This is a genomic window from Micromonospora sp. SCSIO 07396, from assembly GCF_053667945.1.
This window is the reverse complement of the sequence record NZ_CM132210.1, coordinates 1,593,952-1,613,784: the sequence shown is the minus strand read 5'-3', so window position 1 is coordinate 1,613,784 and position 19,833 is coordinate 1,593,952. Positions and strand designations below refer to the sequence as shown.

The window sequence follows — 19,833 nt, the reverse complement described above, 5'->3', positions numbered from 1 at the left end:
CTCACCACTCGCTCCTGCCGCTGTCGGGTACCCGCGAACCGACGGTGTCCTGCGCCTCGGTCGGACTGTGTCGGGGCTCCCGCCGGGTCCACCCGAGCCGGGCACACAGCAGGCGGAGATCAGCGGCGTACAGCACGGTCACCGCGCGCAGTGACGGCACCACCACCAACCTGCGTACCGACCTGGCCGCGGCACCGGCAGCGACGACGTACCCGACCAGGCTCGCCAGGGCCGCACCCACCGCGCCCAACGGGGCCAACACCACGAGCAGCAGCACACCGGTGAGCGAGCCGGCGACCAGAGCGGCCGAGGACCGGGCCGGCTCCCCGTGGGCGAGCAGCAGGGCGCTGAACACCTGCACGCAGGTGTAGACGACGGTGGCTGCGCAGAGAATGACGGTGGGCAGCACCGCCGGGGCGAAAGCGACGCCGAAGAACCGGGGTACCAGCAGCCCCGCGCCAGCGGCGAGGACCGCGCAGCCGAACGCCGCCGCAGGTAGGGCCATCCGGGCCACCCAGAGCACCGAGGTGACGCCCTCGGCGTCCGCCCCGCCCATCAGGATGGTGCGGGCGGCGGTCGCGACCACGGTCGGCAGCTCCGCCACGCTCACCGCGACCGCGTAGAAGCCCAGTTCGCGTGCACCGAGCAGCGGCAGGCCGACGACCTGGTCGAGCCGGGCGCTGGAGGTCGCCGCCAGCACTCCCGGCAGGCAGACGAGCGCGTACCGGACCAGCGACCGCACGGGGATCGGCCCGGGCCGGTCGACCGCCCCGGCACGACGGGCTGGTCCGGCCGCGGTGTCGCTCTCCGCGTCGGCGCAGCTCCCTGAGCCTGCCCGACGACGGAGGCGGGGCAGCCCGAAGAGGACGCCGGTGGCCGTCGAGGTCAGGGCGAGCAGCGCCGACCAGAAGGGGCTCAGATCGAACGCCACGCAGGCGATGACCATGAGGACCGTTCGGAGTACGGCCGGCACGGCCTTCATCAGGTTGACGCCGCCGACGTCCGAGGCGCCGGTGAGCGCCCCGATGACCAGGTTCGTCAACAGATGCACCGGCGCGAGCAGTGTCAGCAGCATGAACTGCTGCCGCTCGCCGGCCGTCCGGTCGAACACGAACAGGCCCAGCACCCCCAGCAGCAGCACGGCGACCAGACCGAGTGGAACGGCGGCCAGCATGCTGACCCGGGCGGCGTCCCGTCGGGACAACCGGCGTTGGCGCACGTGGAAGGCGAGCGCGTCCTGCAGCCCGTAGGTGCCCAGCCAGCCGCAGACCACGATCGGCAGGGTAAGTGCGGCGAAGAGTCCCCGCCCCTCCGGTCCGAGCTCACGGGAGAGGAAGGGGCTGACGATCAGCCCGCTGACCGGGACGAGCAGGTTCGCGGCGGTGGCGGTGACCAACCGTCCGGCGACCCTCATTGCCCCGACCCGGTGTCGCCACCGGTGAGACACCCGTGCGCGGTGAGTGCCGTGAGCAGGCGCTCGGCGAACCGGGCCTCGGAGAACCCCTGCCCGACCAGGCGGGCGGCCTCGACGGCCATCGCGTCGAGTGCGCCCGGTGGGGTGCCGAGGATCTGTCCGGCCATCGCGGCCGGGTCCGGGGCGATCCGGACGGCGGGACTCGCCGGCAGCCCCTCGGCACCCACCCTCGTGGTGAAGACCGGAATCGCGTGGGCCAGCAGGGTAAGCGTCTTCAGCTTCACGCCGGCGCCGCTCCACAGTGGCACGATGCCGGCCCGGACACCGGCGAGCGCCGGACGCAGGTCCTCGACGTAACCCCGGACCCGTACCCCCGGGTGCTGTCCCAGTTCGGCCCGTGTCGACCCGGCAAGTCCCGAACCGAGGAGGGTGAGCGTGAAGCCGGCGCGGGCCAGCGGCGGCCATCCCTCGGCCAGGAAGCGCCGCAGGCCGGTCAGGTTCGGCTCGTAGGCGAAGCTGCCCAGCCAGACCAGCTGCCGTTCCCGGGGTCGGGGCAGGTGCCCCGTCGGGAGGGGGACGCAGCTGGGCAGCACGAAGGTGGCGTCCCGGCCGTGGTACCGGCGCAGCCGGTCGGCCTCGTCGTCACTGGTCACCGACACCGTCGCGCAGTGTGCCAGGGCCCGCCGCTCGAACCGGGTCGAGACCAGCGTCAGATAACGGGCGCGCAGCCGGCGCACCGGGTCACCTGCCGTCTCGATCTCCTGCCGGACGCTGGCGGCGAGCACGTTGGCCTTGTCCCAGTGCCAGCGCAGCCGGGTCCCCCGGAAGTAGGCTCCGGCCGCCTCACCGAGGGCCAACGCGACCCCGTCGCGTCGCCGGAGCTCGTCGTGCAGCGCTGCGCTGTAGCGGCTCCTGATCCAGGTCGGCAGCCCGTGCGCGAGGGCCTCCGGGTAGCGGCCCGCCGGCCCGAGGAGGTCACCGCGGAACGGGGTCGCCGGGAAGGTGTGGACCGGCATCGGGTCGAGCATCCGGCGCAGCTGCGCCACGTGCTCCTCGGTGGTGGTCGGGCGATGGACCACCAGCAGTGCGCAGCCCGGCAGCTGAGCCAGGGCTCGCAACGTCATCGACACCCGTACCGGGTCACCCCGGTCGGGCGGAGCGGGAAAGTAGGACGAGACGACCGTGAGGCTCACCGGTGGCCACCTCCAGGTGGCGCGATCGGCGAGGTCGGTCCGGTCCCGGCCAGGTCCCGCCAGACGGACAGCAACCGGTCGGCCTGCACCGCCGGGGCGAACTCCGACCGGAGCCGCGTCAGCAGCACCCCGGCCCGGCGTCGGGCCGTGCCGGGGTCGTCGACCACCGCCCCGATCGCGGCGGCGAGGGCTACCGGGTCGTCCGGGGGAACCAGCCAGCCGCTGCCCGGGCCGACCAGTTCCGGGATGCCGGAGACGGCAGTGGTGACCACCGGGATGCCCTGGCTGGCCGCCTCCATCAGGAAAACCGGAATGCCGTCGAGGTCGCCGTCCGGGGCGGGTCGGCAGGGCAGGACGGCGACATCCGCGCCGGCCAGCGCGGTCGTCGCCACCTGATGTGGCACCGCGCCGTGCAGCGTCACCGCCTCGGTCAGGCCCGCCGAGGTGACCCGGCGATTCAGGTCGTCGCGTAGCGGCCCCTCGCCGTAGATGTCGTACCGGACGGAGTGTCCGTCATCGGTGAGCCTGGCCACTGCGTCGATGGCGGTCTCCACTCCCTTCTTGGGAACCAGCCGGGCGACGGTGACGAGCCTCGTCGGGGTGCCCGGCACGGCCTCTGGTGGGGCATCGACCGGTGCGACGTCGAGGAGTCGGCCATCGACGGCGGCCCGGACGATCCGGTGCGGAATCGCCGACATCGGCACTCCCCGGTCCGTCAGTTGGTCGGCCGTCGCGGCGGAGACGACGAAGAGGTGCCGTAGTCGGCTCAGCCGCCGACGCAGAGCTACGGGGTTCGGGTCGAGCAAGAAGTCGGCGGCGTGCGCGGTTGCCGTCACCGGCCGTCCGAGCCGACGCCCGAGCAGGACTGCGACCGCAGTGGGCAGGTTGACGAAGTGGGCGTGCAGGACGTCCGGATCGAAGCGGTCGACCTCGGCGGCGAGCGCGGTGGCGGCGGCACTGGCCAGCGCACCACGGGCCAACGACGACCACTCGTCGTGGCGTGACGGCAGACCGAGCAGGCGCAGGTCGGCCGGGAGGTCAGCAGGTCGGCGGAGCAGCCGGACGGCGGCACGGCGCAGCTCGACGTGCCGGTTGGCGTCCGGGGCGACGACGAATACCTCGACGGTCGCCCCAGCCGCCCGCACCGCCCGGATCTCGGCGGGGACGAAGGTCTCGGTGAGCCCGGGTGGGCGGGCCAGGACGTACCCGATCCGCGGAACAGATCGGTTCACCTGGCGGGTCCCGTCACGGCCGCCCGGTGGACGGTGGCGAAGAACTCGGCGTGCCGGTCGACGCATTCGGCGTCGGAGAGCAGACCCGGGGTGCCGGCGGCGGCGGTCGCCAGGTCGTGCCGCAGCCGCGGCGAGCCGACCAGGGTACGCAGCACCGCGGCCAGCGCGTCGGGGTCCCCGGGGCGGACCAGGATCCCGTTGCTTCCCGAGCGGATCCACTCCCCCGGCCCGCCGCCCTCCGAGGCCACCACCGGCAGCGCCCGCGCCAACCCCTGCAACACGGTCTGTCCCAGCGGCTCGGGCCCGAGCGAGGCGTGCACCAGAATGTCGATCGAGTCGAGGAAGCCGGTGAGGTCATCGACGTGGCCGAGAAACGTCACCTGCTCGCCGATGCCGAGTTCGCCGGCGAGTTCCCGCAGCCGCGTCTCGTAGGCCGCCTCGCCGAAGAGCGGCGCCCCGCACAGGTACGCCCGAACCCCGGTTCCGCGCAGGGCTGCGGCGAATGCGCGGAGGAAGACGTGCTGGCCCTTCCAGTGCTGGAGGCGACCGACCATGCCGACGGCCCGTACCTCCGCACGGATCCGGGGCTGCCGGATCCGGTCGGTGATCCCGCTGGGGCTCTGGATCACCGTTCGATGGGCCGGGAACCGGGTGCTGCGGGGAACGCTGGCGAGGGTGAACCGGGAGTTGGCGATGAGCCCGTCGGCGCGGCGGACGGCAAGCGCGCGGAACGCGGGCAGGCCGATCGGCCCCAGGCTCTCGACGGTCAACGGGCCGCGCAGGTGCGCCACGAGGGGGCGTCGTCGGGTCCGGTCGGCGAGCGCGCAGATGATCGCGGCGGGGGCCGTGTTCGCGTGCACCAGGTCGGCCTCCCGAAACAGTGGGCTGCGCCGCAGCACCTGGGCTGCGTCCCGCAGGCCCGCCAGGTAGCGGGCCGCCAGCAGCGGGGCCCGGCTGCGGGTGCCCCCGGTGGGCAGCGCCGGCAGGTCCCGGGCCTGCAGCACCTCCTGGTCGGAGAGTTGGTCGAAGGCAGTGCCGTGAGACGGGCCGTGCAGGGTCGCCCGCCAGGGATGCGGCTGGGTGAGCAGCCGGGCCAGGGCCAGTTCGGCGCCGCCGGGTTGGGCCGTGTGGGTGACGTGCAGCACCCGCATCGGGTCACTCGCACTCATACGCGACCCATTCGGTCACCCGGCGGGCGAAGGTCTGCGCGGAGAACCGGGCCGCCTGCCGGGGCATCGACGTCGGGTCGAGCTCGTCGAGCCGACCGAGCGCTGCCGCGTGGTCGCGGGGATCGGCGGAGTCGACCAGGACCCCGGTCTCCCCGTCGACGACCGTCTCCAACAGGCCGCCGCGTCGCCACCCGAGCACCGGCGTACGGCATGCCTGCGCCTCGACCGGGACGATGCCGAAGTCCTCGTGGACCGGGAAGAGCAGGGCGCGGGCACCCCAGTAGAGCTGCCGCAGCCGGATCCGGTCCGGCCGGACCTCGAAGGTGACCGGCACGCCCGCCTGGTGCGCCAGACGCCGCAGGCGGGCTTCCTCCGGCCCCGACCCTACGATGACCAGCGGCATGCCGGCCGCCTCGGCGATCGCGATGACCAGGTCGAAGTTCTTGTACCGGACCCAGCGCCCGACGCCGAGCAGGTAGTCGCGCGGCTGGGCTCGGTCGGCGGCCGGGGCGGCGGCGAAGAAGTCCACGTCCACCGGGGGGTTGATCACCCGGGCGTCGCGTCGCCAGTGCCGCCGGATCCGGTCCCGTACCTCGATGGAATTGGCCGCGTAGCTGCGCACGTGCTGGCTGAGCCCGACGTCGAGGGCCCGCATCACCCGGCGGGGAACAGCCAGCAGCGGGCCGGTCGCCCGGTCGTCAACGGCAGGGTTCCACAGGTAGCGGGCCGGGGCGTGCACGTAGCTGAGATGCCGGGTGCGGTCGGGTCGCCCGAGCCGGACGGTGTGCGCGAAGGCGTGGCTGGAGGAGATCACCACGTCGAACCGCTCGCGGGTGAGGGTCCGCCAGACCAGCGGCATGAACGGCAGGGCGGCGGCCTTGTTGCCCCGCAGCGGGGTCCGGGCCAGCCACGACGCCCGCAGCTGCGGCGGGTCGGAGTCGTCGTCGCTCCAGAGCGCGAAACGCTCGGCGGTCGGGAAGACCTCGGTGAGGTGCCGGAAGACCTGTTCCGCTCCGCCGGTGGCGGTGAACCACTCGTGCACCAGCGCCATCGAGCAACCCGCCGACCTGTCGGGCCCCGCGAGTGCCACAGGTGTCCGCCCCGGGGGCGGGCGGTGTCGGTCGGGCGGAACACGCTGATCCATCACCTCGTACCCCCGCATAAGTGTGGACGGTCGGCGAAGCGCGCAGAGGCCGATGATAGCGAATATATTCAGCGTCACGCATCCGCCGGAGCTCTGAGATCGGCAACCGGACAGCACTCAGGAGCACAGATACCGATCTACTAAACTCGATGTCGAACCGTGTCGACGGAATGGTAAGGTCGCGACACGGATCTGCTCGCCGACCATCGGCGGAAGATCGCGATGATCATGATACGTCTCTCCCTGTTGGAATTCTCATCCGTGGTGTCACCATGACCGACGACGTGGCGCTGCTGCTGCGCCGGGCAGGGTTCGGGCCGACCGCCGACGAGCTGGCCGCCGCCCGGCGGGCCGGCTTCACCGCCACCCTGGCGGCGCTGACCAGCCCCGTCAGCCCCGACCTCGGTGCCACCCGGTCACCTCTGCCCTCGCTCGGCCCCGACCCGTACGCCGGCCGGCCCGGCCCCACCGACGCGCAACGGGCGGCGGCCGACGGGCGGCGACGCGCGCAGGCGACGACCCTCACCCGATGGTGGCTGGATCGGATGACAGTCGCCGACCACCAGGCCACGGAGAAACTGGTTTTCTTCTGGCACGGCCACTGGGCCACCTCGATCGTCAAGGTCAAAAGCCCGCAATTAATGTTGGCCCAACATTGCGCAATGCGGGAATCCCGCGAATTCGGCGAACTGGCCCGCCGGATGATTGTCGACCCGGCCCTGATCCACTGGTTGGACGGCCAGTCGAACAGCCGGGAAGCCCCGAACGAGAACCTCGCCCGGGAGTTCTTCGAGCTGTTCACCCTCGGTCTCGGCCAGTACACCGAGTCGGACGTGCAGCAGGCCGGACGGGCGCTGACCGGCTGGCGGATCGACCTCGGCGCACCACGGTCGGTGTTCGACCCGCGACGGCACGACGACGGCCCGCACACCATCCTCGGCGTGACCGGGCGGTTCACCGCCGACAGCCTGGTCGACCTGGTGCTGGCGCACCCGGCATGCCCCCGGTTCGTGGCCGCCCGGCTCTGGCACCGCTACGGCTCCAGCACCCGACCGCTGCCCGACCACACCCGGGAGGCGATGGCCGCCGCCTTCCCCGAACCGATGACCATGCTGCGGGTGCTGCTCGCCGACGAGGCGTTTCCGGCCACCCGGGCCACCATGGTCAAACAGCCTGTCGAATGGCTGGTCGGCGCACTACGACAGCTCGGGCTGCGCCCGGCCGCCCTGCCACCGGAGACGATCGTCGGGCTGCTCGACGGGCTCGGCGGCCTCGGCCAGCGCCCGTTCGCCCCGCCCAGCGTGGGCGGCTGGCCCGCCGGGGCGGCCTGGCTGACCTCCGCCGCCGCCCGGTTGAAACTGTCGCTGGCCGGTAAGCTCGCCAGCCAGCTCAGCCCGCAGCGACTGACCCCGGAGGAAGTGGCCCACCTGCTCTGCGTGGACACCTGGACCGACCGGACGTACCAGGTGCTGCGGGCCGCCGGCAACTCGCGACTGATGCTCACCCTCGGGCTGGTCAGCCCGGAATACCAGGTGACCTGACGATGGACCGGCTGACCCGTCGACGGTTCCTGCTCGCCTCCGGGGTGCTCGGGGGCGGTGCCCTCGCCACCGGAGCCGGCGCGCTCACGCTGTCCCGCCTGCTCGACACCGCCCGCCCCGGACAGCCGTCGGCGCGGCGGCCGGTGGACACCGTCGTCCTGGTCACCCTCTACGGCGGCAACGACGGGCTGAACACCGTCATCCCGTACGCCGATCCGGCCTACCGGGCGGCCCGGCCCGAGCTGGCCTGCCCGCCGGAGCAGGTGCTGAGGTTGGACGGTGAGCACGGTCTGCACCCCGCGCTACGCGGCCTGGCAAGGCTCTGGGCGGCGGGTCGGCTCGCCATCGTGCACGGGGTCGGCTACCCGAAGCCGGACCGCAGCCACTTCCGGTCGATGGACATCTGGCAGACCGCCGCGCCGGGCGGGCCGGCCGACACCGGCTGGGTGGGCCGGTGGCTGGACGACACCCGGGCCCCGGTCGAGGCGGCGGTCAGCTTCGAGCCGGTGCTGCCACCCCTGCTGGTGGGGCGGCGACGGGTCGGCGCCTGCGTCAGTTACCAGGGGCTGGAGCTACCCGACTGGGTGCAGCCGCCGATGGTGGCCGCGCTGGGCCGGGTGCAGCCCGGCGAGCCGGCGATGCAGGCGCGGGCCGCCGCCGCGTACGCCGATCTGGTCGAGATGGGCCGGCTGGTCCGCGAGGCGGGGACGCCGGCCGCCGGCCCGGCCGACGCGGACCCGGCCGGCACGGCCACCGGCACCGGCGGAGGTGGCGCACTCGGCGCGCAGCTCGCGCTGGTCGCCCGCTGCATCGAGGCCGGGGTGCCGACCCGGGTGTACTCGGTGAGCCTCGGCGGCTTCGACACGCACGCCGCCGAGCGGGACGCGCAGTCCGCGCTGCTCGGGCAGCTCGACGCGGCGGTGGCCGGCTTCGTGGACCGGATGGCCGGCACCGACGCCGGGCGGCGGGTCGCGGTGGTCGTCTACAGCGAGTTCGGCCGACGGGTACGCGCCAACGCCTCCGCCGGCACCGACCACGGCACCGCCGGGCCGGTGCTGGTGGCCGGGGCCCGGGTGGCCGGCGGCTTCCACGGTGAGCCGCCCAGCCTGACCGACCTGGACCGGGGCGACCTGAAGTCCACGGTCGACTTCCGGGACGTCTTCGGGGCGGTGCTCGCGTCGGTGCTCGATGTCGACCCGGAGCAGTTCCTCCTCGGCTATCGGGGCCGCCCACTCTCCCTGTTCCGCGCCTGACCGGCCTGTCCGCACGTACTGGCGGCTGCCGGCCGGAACTGCGGGGGTTGTCAGCCAGCTGCGCCCGCGACTGTCGCCCGGAACAGCGCCGGCTGTCGGCTGGACGACCACGATCTTCGCGCCGACCGACGAGAGCCAGGGCGACTGTCGCCCGAAGCTCCGGCAGCTATCGGCGGGGTCTGCTGGCGGCGAGAATGTCGCCGACAGCGTCGCGGCGGATGGCGGTGTAGAGCGCGCGGGCCCCGGCCTCGTCGGCAAGCACCACGCTCTCGCTGCCGATCATGCCGGTGCCACTGCTGGGACTGGTGACGAAGGTCAGGTTGCCGCCGCGCAGGTGCCGCAGCTCGGTCGAAAGGTCCACCAGGGAGAGGGTCTTGTCGACGGTGACCGCGTCGGCCGTGGCCCGGAGGAAATCGTCGAGCCGGGCCGGGCTCGTGAGCAGTCCACCAGAGGCGGCCTTGTCCAGCACGGCCCGAATGAGCTGCTGTTGGTGCCGGATCCGGGCGAAGTCGCCGTCGGGGAAGGCGAAACGCTCCCGGGCGTAGTCCAGAGCGGTGGCGCCGTCCATGGTCTGCCGCCCCTTGACGAACTCGCGCCGGCCGTCGGCGTTGAGCGAATGGGTGGAGGTGAAGCTCCGCTCGACGTCGATCTGCACGCCGTCGAGGGCGTCGACGATCTCCTTGAACCCGGCGAAGTCCACCATGACGACGTGGTCGATGCGGACCTTGGTGAACTCCTCGACGGTCTGCACCAGCAGCGGCACCCCACCCCAGGCGAACGCGGCATTGATCTTCGCGTCCCGGTTGCCGTGCCTGCCGTTCCTGGAGGCGGGCACGTGCACCCAGGTGTCCCGGGGGATGGAGACGAGCTGGGCGCTGGCACCACCCTCGGGGACGTGCGCCAGGATGATCGTGTCGCTGCGGGAGCCGCCGACGTTCTCCGGGTCGCGGGAGTCACTGCCGAGGATCAGCAGGTTACGGGCGTCGCGCGCCTCGGGCGCCTTCGGCGGCCGGGCCTCGGTCGGCACCTCGGTGAACGCGTCCACCCGCCCGACGTCGGACTCCACCGATTTCAGGTAGAGGCCGATGCAGGTTGCGCCTGCGAGGACAACTGCCAGTGCTACCAACGCAGCGAGACGAACGGATCTGCGCGTACGGTTTCCACGGGTCAACCTCAGTAAATTTACTTTCCTCAACTCCACCTTGAACGCCACCCGAAACCAGCCTTTCTTCGGGCCTACTGCCGCCAGGAAGACGCCACGTCCTGCAAACGCAGCAATACCGTGGCCAGATCTTCGGACACGGGCTCATCGCCGGCAAGAGCGTTGCCAGGGTCATTCAAAAATGCGGTTGTTCCGGCCGTCAGCGCATCGAGCACCTCTGAGATTGACGCAGAGGCGACCACTTCACTCCCGGCAACGATCTCCACCACGTCCCTCCTTCGTTGGAAACCCAACGAAAAGGAGGAGTCAGGCCCCACGAAGCGAAAGCGTGAATCCCGCCCCTCAGCCAGTTTCAACAAACCATCTACAAGATCGACAACAGCTAAGTAAATCATCATCGACCCACTCGGCCGACGACCTGCCGAGGAGAAATCCGCCCCGCCAACGATCAGGCGCATGTCCCCCAGGTCGTAGGACGACGCCGGGGAATCACCCTGTTGCCTCGAAAACTCGAATCGCACGTCACACCCCCCCACGCACCGGGAATATGGTGATAACACGGTTCGCGTCGCCAGCGTCGACAATCACCCTGACCAAGTCTCGGAGCCCGTTCACTTTCATCTTCTTCTCGAATGTCTGAATGCGGCGAGCCGGGTCCGAGACCCGAGTTCCTTGCTTGACGACGCGCTCGGCCGCAGCGGAGAGCTGGTCACGCGTCGTCCCGCTGGCAAAAAGGTCGCCCGGCCCGGTCGGATGATTTCCGGAAACGTGTCGTGCGTCCACATGCGCCCACCCCTCCTTGAGGTTTCCGTCCTCCATACGAGGGGTGGTGCGATGCGGGATCCGACAGGGCGAAAGACCAAATGGATCGATGCGGTAAGTGGGATTTTCGACGTAGGAATGCGGATCGGGTCCTGCATCGAGACCAAGGGGGTCGGTGGAGGCGTAACGGGCGGTGTCGGGGTCGTAGTAGCGGTGATAGTTGTAGGAGGCGCCGGTTTCCGGGTCGTGGAACTGACCGGGAAAACGCAGTGGACAGTCGACCCCCGTGGCACTGACGTGGGTCGGGATTCCCCAGATGGTGGTCCGCTGCTGCCAGGCGACCTCGCCGTCCGGGCTGACCAGCTCGGTGGGCGTACCCACCAGGTCGGTCACGATCGCGTAGAAGCGGCGGTCCACCTCGTCCTGGTCGTCCGCCGCGTCGGTCTGGCTGATCGGGGTGAAGGTGCCCGGGGCGTACTCCCAGGTGCTGGTGCGGTCGCCGGTCGCGCCCCGGTGGGTCTGCTCGATCAGGCGCGGGCCGTCCCAGGCGAAGTCGACCTGCTCGGCCACCCCGCCGTCGGCGTCGAGGCGCTGCTTGGCGACCCGGCGGCCGAGCGCGTCGTACCGGTAGCGCCAGCGGGTGCCGTCCGGGGTGGTCACCGCGACCAGCCGATCCTCGCTGTCCCAGGTGTAGCGCCAGGTCGACGGCTTGGTGGAGCGCTGCTTGACCTGCCGCAGGATGACCCGGCCGGCGGCGTCGTGCTCGTAGCGCACGTCCCCCGCCCGACGGATCAGGGTGCCTGTGTACTCCCGTTCGCCCCGTGCACCGCCGTCGCCATCCGTTGTGCCGGGCCCGGCGACGCCGCCGGCCGTGGTCCCCGGCCAGGTGGCGGTGGCGACGTTGCCGGCGTCGTCGTAGGCGTACCGCTCGGTCCAGTCGGCGGCCCGCACGGCGGTGATCCGGCCGGCCCGGTCGAGCTCCAGCCGACGCTCGCCGGTGAGCTGGTCGACGACGCCGACCAGGTAGCCGTCGGCGCGGTACCGGTAGGCGCGGTGGGCGACCAGTTCGGGCACCCCGGTCACACCACCGGCGCTCGCGGTGAGGATCTGGGAGAGCAGCCGGTGGTTGGCGTCCCAACTCTGCGTCAGGGCGAGGACGCCGACCGTGCGACGGGTCTCCCGGCCGGCCGCGTCGTGGGCGAAGCCGACCGTCGCGCCGCCGGTGTGCAGCGCCGTGGGCCGGTGGCCGGCGTCGTACTCCCAGGCGCTCTCCACCCCAGAGGGGGTACGTCGGTGGGTGCGCCGGCCGAGCGGGTCGTAGGACGAGGTGACCGCCTGCCCGTCCCGGATCTCGGTGAGCACCCGCCCCAGCGGGTCCCGGTCGAACCGGAGGTCGACCTCGGGCGAGGTGGCGTGCATCAACCGGCCCGTCGAGTCGTACCCGAAGGTGGTGGTGCCCTCGGTGGTGCGCTTCTCCGCGACGTTGCCGACGAGGTCGCGGACCAGCCCGATGGTCTGCCCGGCACCGTTGGTCCGGGCCACGACTTGGCCGGCGGCATCATGGGTGTACGTCTGGACGCGGCCGTTGAAGTCGGTCTCGGCGACCAGCCGCCCGGCCGGATCGTAGTCGTAGCGCCAGGTCAGTCCCTGCGGGTTGGTGACCGTGGTGAGGCGCAGCTCGGTGTCGTAGCCGAAGGTCAGCCGGGCGCCGTCCGGCCCGGTACGTGCCACCGGCAGGTCGAAGGCGCCGATCTCGAACTCGGTGGTCGCCCCGGTCGGGTCGGTGTGGGTGACCAGGTTGCCTTCCGGGTCGTAGGTCCACTCCTCGCTCGCCCCGTCGGGGGTGCGCCGCCAGGCGAGCCGTCCCTCGACCGTCCAGCCGAGGTGGGTGACGCCGCCGACCGGGTCGGTCAGCTCGGTGATCCGGCCGGCCCGGTCACGCCGGTAGCTGGTCACCGCGCCGGTGGGCTCGGTGAGCTGGCTGACAAGCCCGGCGGCATCGGTGGACACCCGCAGCGTGTTGCCGAGCGCGTCGGTCACCTCGGCCAGGTGACCCGTCTCGTCGTAGGCGTAGCGGGTGGTGGCGCCGGTCGGGTCGGTGACCATGGTCAGGTTGCCGCGCTCGTCGTACCCGCGACGCCAGGTCGCGCCGTCGACGTCGGTGACGACCACCGGCTGGCGCAGGTCGTCGTACGCGGCGGTCGCCCGCGCCCCGTCCGGGCGGGTGACCTCGACCAGGTTCCCGTCGTCATCGTAGGCGTAACGAGTGGTTCGCCCCAATGGGTCGGTTTCTGTCAGCTTTCGGTCGAGCCCGTCCCAGGTGGCAGCCGTGGCGTTACCCAGCGGATCGGTGAGCAGTTGGATCTGTCCGCGTTCGTTGAGGTGATAGATCGTGCTGTGGCCGAGGGAGTCGACGACCGTGGTCCTGCGGGCCGTCGGGTCGTAGTGCAACCGGGCGGCCAGGTATCCGCCCGACCCGTCGGCCGCCGTGCACCGCCCCTGCTCGTCGTAGGTGTAGCGGTACTCCTGCTCGTTGCGGTCCTGCCAGCGGGTGAGCCGCCCCTCGTCGTCGTAGGTGAACCGCAGTGGACGGCCCGAGGAGTTGGTCACCTCGGCGAGGTGGCCCTCCTCGTCGTAGCCGAACCGGACGAGCGTCAGAGCGTCCTCGGTGGCATCCGCGCCGAGCAGGGTCAGCGCCGCCACCCGGCCATGCAGGGTGTCCACCGCGACGCGGTAGCCGCCGCTGTGCCGGAGCTCCGTGATCTCGCCGGCCTGCCAGTCGAGGTCGAGCCGATGGCCGTTACGGTCGGTAACGGCACACAGCGGCAACACCTGGACGGGCGGTCCCTCCCCCTCCGGTTCGGGCTGGTCGGCAACGGCCTGGAAGTGCAGGCGCCGGCCGATGTCGGGCTGGTCGACGCGGTAGCCGCCGGTGGTCGGGGTGAGCGGCCAGCGCGGCCCGGTCTCGGGCATGGTCGCGGTCGCGCCGTCGTCGGCCGCGGGCGGCGGATAGGTGAGGACCATGCCGTCCTCGGTGACGAAGCAGACCCCGTCCTCGTCGAGCTCGATACGCTGGTCCAGGGTGGACGCCCAGGCCGGCCCGAACCACCTGCCGAGCCGGTAGGACGACAGGTGATTGCGCTCCAGCACGACCGGAAGCAGGCCGGGCAGCTCCACGTCGGTCTGGGTGAGGACCACCTCGCCGCTGGCCACGTCGATCGGATCAACCGCGCAGTTGCGCCCCCTCATGGGAATGCTCGGGCGGGGCAGGCCCCCGAGCGCCGAGCGGGCCCGGCCCAGGCCCCTGCCGAGCGCCGGCAACCCTCGTTTGGCCAGGGCCAGGACCGGTTTGCCGAGTTTCAGGATCCTGCCGATGGGCAGGACGGTGAGCGCCGCGTCGATCAGCAGGTCGGTGAGGCTGCCCTTGCCGGTGGCCGCGTAGAGCGAGGCGTCGATGATCAGGGCAGCAGCGCCGGCCGCGAGGGCGATCGGGCCCATGATCGGGGCGAGCACCGGGATGAACGAGAGCAGTCCGGCGACCAACGAGACGATCTTCAGCGCGCCGGAGAGTTGCCGCAGCAGTTCCTGATTGTCCCGGATGAAGTTCTGGGCCTGACCTTTCAGGTTCCACCACTTCGGGTTCTCCTTGAACCGCAGGCCCTTGGCCTCGTTGACCACCCGGACGCAGTCCCGCACTGCGGTGGACAACTCGGTGCGCAGCGCGCCGGCTTGGCCGACGCACTCGTCCCAGTCCCGCTGGGCCTGCGAGAGCGCCGCCCCGGCCGGCCCGCTGTCCGAGCGGTACGGGTCGGGTTTGGCGGTGGCCTTCTCCTCCGGCGGCCGGTCGTCCAGCTCCCGTTGGTGCTGCCGGTCGGCCTCCGCCGCGCGTTCGGTGCGACCCTGGGCACTCTGTAGCGCCGCCCACAGGGCTGGCGCGCGCTGCGCCAGGGGACGCATCCGGTCCTGCAACGAGGCCAGCTTGTCAGCGAAGGCGGTCAGGCCGCCGGAAACCCTGCCGAACGCGTCGCCGGTGATCCGCAGGTGCGCCGGCATCTGGGCGTTGAGCCCTTGCCGGAACAGGTCGCCCTCCGGCCCGACGAACTGACTGGTGTCCAGTCCGGTGATCTCGCTGGCGGCCTGTGCCGCCGCCGACCCGAAGCTGTGCCATCTGGCCGCCGACGACCGGATCGCCGACGGGTCGCCTTCCATCCTGAACAGATGCGCCGGAAATTCCGCCATCTCGCCTGGACCTTCCCGTGTCCACGCCTGGATGTCAGCTACGCCGGTCGGTGCTCACCGGGTACGGCCCTACGCCGCCGGTGGAGCGCCGGCATGCTGAGGTGATGCGTCCGGATCTGATCGGCGGACGGACGCCGCCGCCGTAGGCTGGATCAGCCCTGCAGGGTGCCGCGTACCTGGCCGCGCATCTCCTGCACGGAGGTGGTGGTCTGGCCCAGGGCCTGCTTGACCGAGTCGAGGATCTGCTTGACGGTGGTCGCCGCGGTGTTCCACTGGGTCTGGATCCCGTTGTAGATCTCCATCTCGTCGCCCTCCCAGTTGGCCTTGACCCGGGTGACGAAGTTGGTCAGGTCGTCGAGACTCGCCTGGACCCCGTTGGCGACCGAGGCGATGTCGCCCTGCGCCGATCCGGCGGTCGACTCGTCGTAACTGAAGACGTCAGCCATGATCCCCGTAACCTCTCCCGTCAGGCCCGGAACTTGGCGCCATCCCAGTTGGCCGACCCCATGGTCGACTGCAACTGGCTGGTCTGCTCCGAGTGGTAGGTGTCGTACAGCTGGCCGGCGGAGCCGACCCGTCCGGTGATGTCGGTCAGTGCCTTGTTGAGGTCGGCCATCGCCGTGTTCCACCGCTGGGTGAGTTGGTCCCAGCTCTGGAAGGCCGAGCCCTTCCAGACGGCGGGCAGCGGCTCGATCGCGCTGATGAAGGAGCGCGCCTGACTGTTCAGCGCGGCGACCGACGTGTCCAGATTGGAGGAGTGCTGATTGACTGCATTGTCAGTGATCGAAAACTTCGCGCCCATCGAAGCCTCCCGTGAGTCCGATCCGCAATCACCCAAACATAGACGCTTGACAAAGTTTGATCACCACTTGAGTCGCCTATCTCGCAGAAGGTGAAATTTGATCACCGCAGTCGCAGATCTTCCACGAGTCGGGCGGTCAGCCGAGAAATGACCTCCCGGGTGCCGGGGGCGAGTTCGGGCCAGCGCAGTGCACCTTCGGCGCGCAGCGCCGGGTCGTACGGCAGGACCTCGGTCGGCACGGCACCGAGCCCACCGGGCTGCGGCACCGTGGCGGAGGGCCGCGCGTCCCGGCGGGTCAGCACCTGCACGACGATCCGGTCGAGCGGTTCTCGCAGCAACGGGGCGATCCAGGACCGGCAGTCGGCCAACCGCCCGCCGGCGTGCGCGTCGTCCGCCGCCACGAGCACCACCCGGTCCGCCCGGGTCACCACGGCCGGCACGACCGGATCGACGGTCAACGGCGGGGTGTCGACCACCCGGACCGGGAACCACCGGCCGAGGGCAGCCGAGACCGCCCCATACTCGGCCGCCGTGACCGGCGGCTCGACATCGCCCACCGGGCTCGCCAGCAGCAGCGCCCGATCGGCCAGGGACAGGCGTTCCCGCAGCCACCTGTGGCCCACGGCGGGCCTGCGGTCGGTGGCCGCGCCGCGCAGACCGAGACCAGCCAGCACCGCCCGGGTCGAACCGTCGGGCCGGACCGCCAGCCGGTCGTGCAGGCCGCCGCCCCGACCGGCGTCCACGGCGAGCACCCCGACGCCCTGGTGCCGGGCCAACAGCGAGGCGACGAGTGCCGCCACCGTCGAGCGACCGCCACCCGGATCCGGTCCGACCACGGCGACCGTCGCCGGCCGGAGCCGGGCCGAGAGGACCGCCGCACGGTGCCGCTCGGCCCGCACCACAGCGGTGAGCCGGGGATCGAGGGCCCGCAACATTGCCCGACCGACCTGTCGGTATTCGGTCATCCGGTTCTCCCACATAGACGATGGTTGTTACCCTTGCTGCGCGACAGCGGGGAGGCGGGATGACGTACGTTCAGTATCCTTATGCGACGCTGGTGAGCCTAGGCGGAAATCTGACCACCCTCGGAGATCAATTGGAGACCGACCATCGAGGGGTGGTCGACTGCGCCGGGCTGACCGGCGATCACGCCGACATCCAGAGTTCGATCTCCGATTTCCGTGACGAATGGAAGACCAGCCTGTTGGAGTTGATGAACAACATCGGCGAGTGGGGTGGGCTCTCCAGCGCGATCGGTAAGATGGTCGCCGATTTCGACAACCAGGTGGCCACCGCGTTACGTCCGAAGGAATCGTAGGGACGCGGTATGAGTGACGTGTCCATGCGCGACCCGCTGCCCGCGCACGACCTGAAACTCAACCCCCACGCCCCGCATCCGGGGTTCGCGTGGCTGATCGGCATCCCGTCGGACTGGGCGCTGCTGGACACCAATCCGGAGTCCTGGCAGCGCAACGCCGCCCGGCTGGTGGACGAGCGGTTCCTCGGGCAGCGGCTACGCGCCGCCGAGCGTAGGGCGGCGCTCGACTTCGTCGAGCAACTCGTCGCCGACTGTCAACGTGCCGGCACCGTGTTGAGCCTGATCCAGCTGGGTCGGATGTCGACAGGCGTGGTCGGCAGCGCCGGGCTGCACCTGGGCTGGTTCGACTCCGCGCCCCAACCGGCCGGTCTCGCCCTGGTCCGGCAGACCCTGCCGCGCACCGGCACGACGCAGGAGGTCGAGACACCGGTCGGCCCGGCACTGCTGCACCGCGACGTCGCGTCCACGGTGCCGCCGGGTGGCCTGACCCGGGTGCGTTCGACGGTGCTGCAACTGTTCCTGCCATTGCCCGGCACCACCTGGACCGCCCTGTTGAGCGCCGCGACGCCCCATCCGGAACTGGACCAGGTCCTCACCGACGTGATCGTCGCGGTGGGCCGCAGCATCGCCCCGGCCGGCCCGGACGACCTGGCGGGCACCGACGGGACGACGCAGTGACCGCGCGCCGGCCCGGGTCGACCCGGGTCGACGAGCGGCACCGGGCCGGCCATGGCTGACAACCGGGACCGGGTGGTGGTCGAGGCGCACACGCTGCGCACCGCCACCGCCAAGGCCGCGTTGTTGCACGGGTCGCGACGTGGCCCGCGCGAACTGCGCCGTCCCTACGCGGCGGCGATCGCCAGTCTCGTCGTCGGCGCGCTGTTGCTGGTGGCGGTCTGGGCGATCACCACGATCGGTGGGTTGCTCGCCGACCAACGCCGCCCCCGGGCGGCGGGGGCAGTCGCGCAGTTCGCCACGGGCACGCCGGCCGTCACCGAGCCACCTGTCACCAGCGAGCCGCCGACGACCGCCCCGCCGATCGGGCCCGACGCACCGGTCACGCCCGACCCGCCGGCCACCCGGATCGCCTGATCGGTCGATGCGCGCAGCCGCGGACTCGACCGGTGGCCCGTCCGCCGGATGCCCCACCTGGCGGGCTGACACGGGGCACTCAGCCGGCCGCCCAGTCGAAGCCGCCGAACACCGCGATCGCCAACGGCACCAGGCTGACCACCGTGACCACCTCGACGAGGTCGAACAGCCGTCGCGTCCGGGCGGCACCGACGTCATCCAGACGCGGCCGTCCGGCCCAGAGCACCACCGCGGCCACCGCCAGGACACCGGCCACGGTCGTCCAGGCCGCGACCACCCCGTCGGCGTCGGCGAGTCGTACGCCGCCGATCACCACCACGGTGGCCGTGACCGCTGGCGGGACGAGCATGGGCAGCACCTGCCCCCGCCGGGTGAAGGCCCGCGACCGCAGCGCGAACACCAGCCCCAGCGCCCCGCCGAGCAGCGCACCGACACCGGCCCGCGTCAACAGCACCACGCAGACGGCGGTGGCGGCCAGGGCGATGCCGACCACCAGGCCGGAGAGTACGGACTGGCCACGGCGTACCGCCGCCGCGACCAACTGCCGGCCGACCCACTGGCTCTCCTCCTGGCGGCGCAACAGGTCGACCAGGCCGGCGGCACCGAGGGCGAGCTGCGGTGCCAGCCCCACCGCGAAGACGACCACCACCGCACCGACCGCCGCCGTGCGCTGCGGATCGAGTCCGGCGGTGAGCAGCACGGTGCCGAGCCCGCCGAGCACCGCCATCGTCAGGCCACCGGCGGCGACGCCGTACCAGCGTTCGCCGGCCAGGGCGAGCAGGGCGATGCCGAGCCCGACGCCGAGAGCGGCGGCGGTGTACCGGGCCGGTTCCGGCCAGTGGGCCGTTCGGGCCACCGCCAGGCCGGCGACCAGCCAGGCAGGTGCCGCCGAGGCGATCAGGAGCTCCCCACCGGTCGCGCGGAGCAGGCGGCCGGCCAGCGCCGTCAGCGCGGCCACCGCGACCAGCGTGGTCGCGGCGACGGACGCGGACACCGGCGTGGTGGTGATCGCGTACGTCAACGTCAACACCGCCACCCCGGCCAACCCGGCGCAGCCCGTCATCCGGGCGGAGTCCCGCCATTCGCTGCCGTCGTCGTCCAGGGTGGCCTGCACCTCGTCGACGACGTCGTCGACGATCGGTGGCAGTGGCGCCTGCTCGGGCGGGGTCAGGTAGAGCGTTTCGGCGTCGACGATGCCGGCCTCGTCGAGCGACCGGTGCGGGTCGAGCCCGCCCGCGCCCACCGTGGACAGTCTCCACCGACCGGCCACCTCGGGGGCCAGCGAGAGCAGCTCGCACACCTGTGGCACGAACTCCAGCAGCGGGCGGGACGCCGGAAGGCTGACGTCGAGGGCGCGTCCGCCAGCCACCACTGTCACCCGGGTGAATCGGGTTGCCATGACCCTCCGTCCCCGCACGGTCGGCTCAGCGTGTCGACCGGTACTACTCTAGGCAGTCAAAGCACTACCGGTCACCTGGCCGAGGCGCTGATCGGCCCGGCCCGGGAGGGGTC

The 19,833-nt window shown here is 71.8% G+C and carries 17 protein-coding genes; 5 read left to right on the top strand and 12 right to left on the bottom strand.

The window, feature by feature from the left end:
- Window position 1: 1 nt before the first annotated feature.
- From ACWCHM_RS07175 to ACWCHM_RS07155, 5 genes are read right to left on the bottom strand one after another with little or no spacing between them, the layout of a single operon-like run.
- The gene (locus ACWCHM_RS07175) at window positions 2–1,414 is read right to left on the bottom strand and encodes a lipopolysaccharide biosynthesis protein (protein ID WP_454221801.1); all 1,413 of its coding nucleotides are present in this window, start codon (window positions 1,412–1,414) and stop codon (window positions 2–4) included.
- Window positions 1,411–2,607 (bottom strand): glycosyltransferase, encoded by a 1,197-nt coding sequence (locus ACWCHM_RS07170; RefSeq protein ID WP_454221800.1) that lies wholly within the window; start codon window positions 2,605–2,607, stop codon window positions 1,411–1,413. Before ACWCHM_RS07170 ends, ACWCHM_RS07175 begins: the two co-directional genes overlap by 4 nt.
- A complete protein-coding gene (locus ACWCHM_RS07165; RefSeq protein WP_454221799.1) occupies window positions 2,604–3,839 on the bottom strand; it encodes a glycosyltransferase in 1,236 nt (411 codons plus the stop codon). Before ACWCHM_RS07165 ends, ACWCHM_RS07170 begins: the two co-directional genes overlap by 4 nt.
- On the bottom strand, window positions 3,836–5,008 hold the full coding sequence (locus ACWCHM_RS07160; RefSeq protein WP_454221798.1) for a glycosyltransferase: 1,173 nt from the start codon (window positions 5,006–5,008) through the stop codon (window positions 3,836–3,838). Before ACWCHM_RS07160 ends, ACWCHM_RS07165 begins: the two co-directional genes overlap by 4 nt.
- Complete coding sequence (locus ACWCHM_RS07155; protein ID WP_239486376.1) at window positions 4,995–6,059, bottom strand: glycosyltransferase; 1,065 nt, start codon at window positions 6,057–6,059, stop codon at window positions 4,995–4,997. Before ACWCHM_RS07155 ends, ACWCHM_RS07160 begins: the two co-directional genes overlap by 14 nt.
- A 365-nt stretch (window positions 6,060–6,424) precedes the next feature.
- On the opposite strand from ACWCHM_RS07155, the gene ACWCHM_RS07150 reads away from it, so the two are divergent.
- The gene (locus ACWCHM_RS07150; protein WP_454221797.1) at window positions 6,425–7,693 is read left to right on the top strand and encodes a DUF1800 domain-containing protein; all 1,269 of its coding nucleotides are present in this window, start codon (window positions 6,425–6,427) and stop codon (window positions 7,691–7,693) included.
- A 2-nt stretch (window positions 7,694–7,695) separates the two neighbouring features.
- The gene (locus ACWCHM_RS07145) at window positions 7,696–8,946 is read left to right on the top strand and encodes a DUF1501 domain-containing protein (RefSeq protein ID WP_454221796.1); all 1,251 of its coding nucleotides are present in this window, start codon (window positions 7,696–7,698) and stop codon (window positions 8,944–8,946) included.
- A 166-nt stretch (window positions 8,947–9,112) separates the two neighbouring features.
- Here ACWCHM_RS07145 and ACWCHM_RS07140 read toward each other — a convergent pair whose 3' ends face one another.
- From ACWCHM_RS07140 to ACWCHM_RS07115, 6 genes are all read right to left on the bottom strand, one after another.
- Window positions 9,113–10,012: an LCP family protein gene (locus tag ACWCHM_RS07140; RefSeq protein ID WP_454221795.1), complete on the bottom strand. Its 900-nt coding sequence runs from the start codon at window positions 10,010–10,012 to the stop codon at window positions 9,113–9,115.
- A gap of 170 nt (window positions 10,013–10,182) precedes the next feature.
- Entirely contained in the window at window positions 10,183–10,566 is a 384-nt protein-coding gene (locus ACWCHM_RS07135; RefSeq protein WP_454221794.1) for a hypothetical protein, read from the bottom strand.
- A gap of 64 nt (window positions 10,567–10,630) precedes the next feature.
- On the bottom strand, window positions 10,631–15,109 hold the full coding sequence (locus ACWCHM_RS07130; protein ID WP_454221793.1) for a DUF6531 domain-containing protein: 4,479 nt from the start codon (window positions 15,107–15,109) through the stop codon (window positions 10,631–10,633).
- A gap of 152 nt (window positions 15,110–15,261) precedes the next feature.
- Complete coding sequence (locus tag ACWCHM_RS07125; RefSeq protein WP_204961655.1) at window positions 15,262–15,555, bottom strand: WXG100 family type VII secretion target; 294 nt, start codon at window positions 15,553–15,555, stop codon at window positions 15,262–15,264.
- A gap of 20 nt (window positions 15,556–15,575) precedes the next feature.
- The gene (locus ACWCHM_RS07120) at window positions 15,576–15,911 is read right to left on the bottom strand and encodes a WXG100 family type VII secretion target (protein WP_396855018.1); all 336 of its coding nucleotides are present in this window, start codon (window positions 15,909–15,911) and stop codon (window positions 15,576–15,578) included.
- Between the two features lie 101 nt (window positions 15,912–16,012).
- Complete coding sequence (locus tag ACWCHM_RS07115) at window positions 16,013–16,876, bottom strand: hypothetical protein (protein ID WP_454221792.1); 864 nt, start codon at window positions 16,874–16,876, stop codon at window positions 16,013–16,015.
- Window positions 16,877–16,935: 59 nt separating this feature from the next.
- Between ACWCHM_RS07115 and ACWCHM_RS07110 the strand changes: the two genes are divergently transcribed.
- Genes ACWCHM_RS07110 through ACWCHM_RS07100 form a run of 3 tightly spaced genes read left to right on the top strand, consistent with a single transcriptional unit; the run spans window position 16,936 to window position 18,321 of the window.
- The gene (locus tag ACWCHM_RS07110) at window positions 16,936–17,229 is read left to right on the top strand and encodes a hypothetical protein (RefSeq protein WP_204961652.1); all 294 of its coding nucleotides are present in this window, start codon (window positions 16,936–16,938) and stop codon (window positions 17,227–17,229) included.
- A 9-nt stretch (window positions 17,230–17,238) separates the two neighbouring features.
- Window positions 17,239–17,907, top strand: a complete 669-nt coding sequence (locus ACWCHM_RS07105; RefSeq protein WP_281896069.1) for a hypothetical protein — start codon at window positions 17,239–17,241, stop codon at window positions 17,905–17,907.
- A gap of 51 nt (window positions 17,908–17,958) precedes the next feature.
- Window positions 17,959–18,321 carry a hypothetical protein gene (locus ACWCHM_RS07100; protein ID WP_454221791.1) on the top strand — a complete coding sequence of 121 codons (363 nt, stop codon included), beginning with the start codon at window positions 17,959–17,961 and terminating at the stop codon, window positions 18,319–18,321.
- 79 nt (window positions 18,322–18,400) lie between these two features.
- Here the strand turns inward: ACWCHM_RS07100 and eccD are convergent, their stop codons facing one another.
- Complete coding sequence (gene eccD, locus ACWCHM_RS07095) at window positions 18,401–19,720, bottom strand: type VII secretion integral membrane protein EccD (protein WP_454221790.1); 1,320 nt, start codon at window positions 19,718–19,720, stop codon at window positions 18,401–18,403.
- Window positions 19,721–19,833: the final 113 nt, after the last annotated feature.

Bases quoted from the DNA above. Each gene is read 5' to 3' on its own strand.
- ACWCHM_RS07175 (WP_454221801.1), bottom strand. From the start codon at position 1,414: ATGAGGGTCGCCGGACGGTTGGTCACCGCCACCGCCGCGAACCTGCTC.
- ACWCHM_RS07160 (WP_454221798.1), bottom strand. From the start codon at position 5,008: ATGAGTGCGAGTGACCCGATGCGGGTGCTGCACGTCACCCACACGGCC.
- ACWCHM_RS07155 (WP_239486376.1), bottom strand. From the start codon at position 6,059: ATGGCGCTGGTGCACGAGTGGTTCACCGCCACCGGCGGAGCGGAACAG.
- ACWCHM_RS07150 (WP_454221797.1), top strand. From the start codon at position 6,425: ATGACCGACGACGTGGCGCTGCTGCTGCGCCGGGCAGGGTTCGGGCCG.
- ACWCHM_RS07145 (WP_454221796.1), top strand. From the start codon at position 7,696: ATGGACCGGCTGACCCGTCGACGGTTCCTGCTCGCCTCCGGGGTGCTC.
- ACWCHM_RS07135 (WP_454221794.1), bottom strand. From the start codon at position 10,566: ATGCGCCTGATCGTTGGCGGGGCGGATTTCTCCTCGGCAGGTCGTCGG.
- ACWCHM_RS07130 (WP_454221793.1), bottom strand. From the start codon at position 15,109: ATGGCGGAATTTCCGGCGCATCTGTTCAGGATGGAAGGCGACCCGTCG.
- ACWCHM_RS07125 (WP_204961655.1), bottom strand. From the start codon at position 15,555: ATGGCTGACGTCTTCAGTTACGACGAGTCGACCGCCGGATCGGCGCAG.
- ACWCHM_RS07120 (WP_396855018.1), bottom strand. From the start codon at position 15,911: ATGGGCGCGAAGTTTTCGATCACTGACAATGCAGTCAATCAGCACTCC.
- ACWCHM_RS07115 (WP_454221792.1), bottom strand. From the start codon at position 16,876: ATGACCGAATACCGACAGGTCGGTCGGGCAATGTTGCGGGCCCTCGAT.
- ACWCHM_RS07110 (WP_204961652.1), top strand. From the start codon at position 16,936: ATGACGTACGTTCAGTATCCTTATGCGACGCTGGTGAGCCTAGGCGGA.
- ACWCHM_RS07105 (WP_281896069.1), top strand. From the start codon at position 17,239: ATGAGTGACGTGTCCATGCGCGACCCGCTGCCCGCGCACGACCTGAAA.
- ACWCHM_RS07100 (WP_454221791.1), top strand. From the start codon at position 17,959: ATGGCTGACAACCGGGACCGGGTGGTGGTCGAGGCGCACACGCTGCGC.
- eccD (WP_454221790.1), bottom strand. From the start codon at position 19,720: ATGGCAACCCGATTCACCCGGGTGACAGTGGTGGCTGGCGGACGCGCC.